Annotated in this window: 3 protein-coding genes; all 3 read left to right on the top strand. The window is 71.2% G+C overall.

Features of this window, described 5'->3' with window-relative positions; all coding sequences use genetic code 11:
• The coding region (locus FREUN1FDRAFT_RS38295; protein WP_006545820.1) for a PHB depolymerase family esterase at window positions 1-996 on the top strand (996 nt) is incomplete at its 5' end.
• Window positions 997-1,151: 155 nt separating this feature from the next.
• Window positions 1,152-2,402, top strand: a complete 1,251-nt coding sequence (gene dxr / locus FREUN1FDRAFT_RS38290; protein ID WP_006545819.1) for a 1-deoxy-D-xylulose-5-phosphate reductoisomerase — start codon at window positions 1,152-1,154, stop codon at window positions 2,400-2,402.
• Window positions 2,402-3,589, top strand: coding sequence for an RIP metalloprotease (locus FREUN1FDRAFT_RS38285; RefSeq protein WP_006545818.1), 1,188 nt, complete (start codon window positions 2,402-2,404; stop codon window positions 3,587-3,589). Before dxr ends, FREUN1FDRAFT_RS38285 begins: the two co-directional genes overlap by 1 nt.
• The last annotated feature ends 363 nt before the right edge of the window (window positions 3,590-3,952 follow it).

Here is a 3,952-nt window from a genome sequence, read left to right as displayed (position 1 = left end):
CCCCAGGGCGCCAGGGCGGGCACGGCGCTTCCGCTCGTCGTCAACCTGCACGACCGCGACCAGTCCGTGGACCAACTGGAGCAGTACACCGGGATGGCTGACGCGGGGACCAGATCGGGCTATGCGGTCGTCACCCCGGTCGGCGTGTCCGCCCGGTGGAACCTCACCCGCTCGGCCGAGGCCGGCCCCGACGACGTCCTGTTCATCGGCATGGTGCTCAACGACCTGACGGGCCGGATGTGCCTCGACCCGAAGCGGGTGTTCGCCAGCGGCTTCTCCGATGGCGCCGACATGACGCTGGAGGTCGCCTGCGCGCTGCCCGACCGGTTCGCGGCCGTGGTCACGGTCGCGGCGAGCCGGGTCCCGGAGGACTGCGCGGATCCACGCGCGAACCTGCTCGAGGTGCACGGAACCGCGGACGCGATCGCGCCCTGGGACGGCGGCGGCCCGGCCCGTACCGCGCCCTTCGTGGGGCTGGTCGCGCAGCCCGTCGAGAGCCGCACCGACCGGTACGCCAGGGCGTTCGGCTGCGGCGGTGAGCATTCCGCCGGCGCGGAGATGTCCAGCGCCGCCCTCACTGCCTGGACGTCCTGCCCGACGGGCAAGGACGTCGGGGTGCTGGCCATCAAGGGTGGTGGTCACACCTGGCCGGGCGCGGCCGCGCGGCCCGAGCTCGGGGCCACCGTGTCGAGCCTGAGCGCGACCGTCGTCGCCCTGGAGTTCTTCGGCGGGCATCCGGCCGACGGCCGGACGGTCACCGGCGGGGGTGCTTCCGGCGGCGGTGGCACGGCCGGGGGTGGCGCGACCAGGTCGGCCGCTCCCACGACGAGCCCGGCACCGGCGTCCGCGACGAGGTCGGCAGGCCCGGCACCGTCCGCATCCGCGGTACCGGATAGCACCACCGAGCCCACGACCGGACCGCCTCCGTCCCCCACCACAGTGGTCCCCTCTGTGTCCGCTACCGCATCGGCGAGCCCGGCGGCCGCTGGCGGGTGAGGGTTGACGCCAGGTGAGAGGCCAGTGGCTACGGGGCAGGTCAGCGTATTCGGCGCTGACCGCGGGTAGGCGCGGGTGCACCCAATGCACACCTTCGGGTTGCACGTGTCAGGAACCGAACAGGCCTCGGTCCAAGCGTCGAAGGGCCTGCGAGAATGGGCGGTGTGGCGGAGGCTTCGGTCCAGCGTGAAGTGGTTCTGCTCGGGTCCACCGGCTCGATCGGAACCCAGGCGATAGATGTCGTACGCCGCAACCCGGACAGGTTCCGGGTGGTGGCGCTGATGGGCGGCGGGTCCCGGGTGGACCTGCTCGCGGAGCAGGCGCTCGATCTCGGCGTCGAGGCGGTCGGTGTGGCTGCCGCGTCCGCGGCGCAGGACCTGCAGCTCGCGTTCTTCGCGGAGGCGTCCCGGCGTGGGTACCGCCGCGGGGAGTTCGCGGTTCCCAAGATTCTCGCGGGGCCCGACGCGGCCGTCGAGATCGCGGCCTGGCCGGCGGACATCGTCCTCAACGGGGTGTCGGGCTCGGTCGGGCTCGCCCCGACTCTGGCGGCGCTCAAGGCAGGCGCGACGGTGGGCCTGGCGAACAAGGAGTCCCTGGTCGCCGGTGGTCCGCTGGTACTCGAGGCGCTGGGCGGCAATCCTGACCGGCTCGTGCCGGTGGACTCCGAGCACTCCGCGCTGGCCCAGTGCCTGCGCGGGGGGCGGCGCGAGGAGGTCCACAAGCTGGTGCTGACCGCCAGCGGCGGTCCGTTCCGCGGGCGGAGCCGGGACGAGCTGGCCGGCGTCACCCGCGAGCAGGCGCTCGCGCATCCGACGTGGGCGATGGGGCCGCTGGTCACCATCAACTCGGCGACGCTGATGAACAAGGGCCTCGAGCTGATCGAGGCGCACCTGTTCTTCGGGGTGCCCTACGACGACATCGAGGTCGTCGTTCATCCGCAGTCGCTGGTCCACTCGATGGTCGAGTTCACCGACGGTTCGACCATCGCGCAGGTGTCGCCGCCGGACATGCGCCTCCCCATCGCCCTGGCGCTGGGGTGGCCGGACCGGGTGCCCCTGGCACAGCCGCCGATGGACTGGACTCGGCCGCAGTCGCTGACCTTCGAGCCACTCGACACCGTCGCGTTCCCCGCGGTCGACCTCGCCCGGACGGCGGGCCGGCTCGGGGGCACCGCGCCAGCGGTGTTCAATGCGGCGAACGAGGAGGCCGTCGCTGCCTTCCTCGCGGGCGGGCTTCCGTTCGTCCGTATCGTCGACCTGGTGGCTGAGGTGGTGGAGGCGCACGAGGTGATCGCCCGTCCGACGTTGGACGAGGTGTTCGAGACCGAGCGCGAGGCCCGTGCCGCGGCGAACCGTCTGATCGAACAGGCCGGTGGGCGGCCTGTGGCGACCGGAGGACGTGCTTGATGGCAGCCCTGGGCATCGCAGCCTTCGTCCTCGCCCTGTTCGTCTCGGTCGTCCTGCACGAGGCCGGGCACTTCGTCACGGCGCGGTACTTCGGGATGAAGGCGTCCCGGTTCTTCGTCGGTTTCGGCCCCACCCTGTGGTCGAAGCAGCGCGGGGAGACCGAGTATGGGGTGAAGGCCATCCCGGCCGGCGGGTTCGTCAAGATCGAGGGAATGACCTCCCTCGAGGAGATCGACCCGGCGGACGAGAAGCGGGCCTTCTACAAGGCCCCGGCACGGGCGAGGCTGGTCGTGATGTCCGCGGGCTCGTTCGTCCACTTCGTCATCGCGATCGTGCTGATCTACGGCGTGCTGGTCACTCTCGGCACCAAGCAGACCAGCGAGACGCTGATCGGGGAGACGACGTGCCTGCCCGCGGCGGGCCAGACCGAGTGCGCCGGGGCCGGCCCGGCGGCGGCCGCCGGGCTGCTCAAGGGCGACCGGGTGGTGAGCTTCGAGGGAACGTCCATCACCTCGTGGGAGGACTTCACCCGGCTGGTGCGCGAGCACGGGTCCGGGCCCGCCGAGCTCGTCGTCTCCCGAGACGGCCGGCAGCTGACCCTGCGCCCCGACCTCGGCGAGGTCCTGCGTGACCGCAGAACCGGCGGCGAGGGGAAGGACCCGGTCGGAGCCCTGGGAGTCAGGCCGGGGCAGGAGTCCGTTCACTACGGGGTGTTCGGAGCCGTTCCGGAGACCTTCAAGGTGATCGGCTCCGGGTTCACCGGGATGTACGACACGTTCACCGAACGGCTCGATGACATCAGCCGCATCTTCGGTGACAACCGCGACGAGAGCGGTTTCATCAGTGTGGTGGGTGCGGCCCGCCTCGGTGGCGACGTGGTCACCGCGGACGAGGACTGGTCCGACCGCATCGGGGTCTTCCTGTTCCTCGTGGCCGCGATCAATCTCGCCATCGGGATCTTCAACCTGCTGCCGCTGCTCCCGCTCGACGGCGGGCACATCGCGGTGCTCGGTTTCGAGCAGGCCCGACACGGACTGCGGCGGCTGCGTGGTTACCGAGGTCCAGTGCAGCCGGTGGACTTCGCGAAGCTGTTACCAGCCACGTACGCCACGGTCGTCGTTCTCGTCGGGTTCAGTCTGATCATACTGTCCGCCGACATCGTCAACCCCATCCGCATCAACCAGTGAGCCGCCGTGTACCCGCGGTGGCGCGCGGTGGTGGTCAGTGGACGCCCCGGTCGCCGGTCGATCCGGTCGGGCGTCGCGCCGGCCGTCGTGAGTGCGCCGCCTCCGCACGACGTCCATCGACCTGATTGACCGATCCAGCCGATCCGTGAATCGGCTCGGACCTGATCGACCCGGACGCCCCGGTCGTGCTCGACGGACCGGGGCTGGGTCGCCAATTGACGATCAAGAATCCGACACGCCAGTGAGGACATCGTGACCGTTACTCTGGGCATGCCCGCCGCTCCGCCCCGCCCGGTCGGAACCCGGCGGGTCAGCCGGCAGATCCACGTGGGCAACGTGCCGGTCGGAGGTGACGCCCGGTCT

The organism is Parafrankia sp. EUN1f, assembly GCF_000177675.1.
Classification (GTDB): Bacteria; Actinomycetota; Actinomycetes; order Frankiales; family Frankiaceae; genus Parafrankia.
Note: the sequence above shows the minus strand (reverse complement) of the source record. Positions and strands in the feature narration are given on the sequence as shown.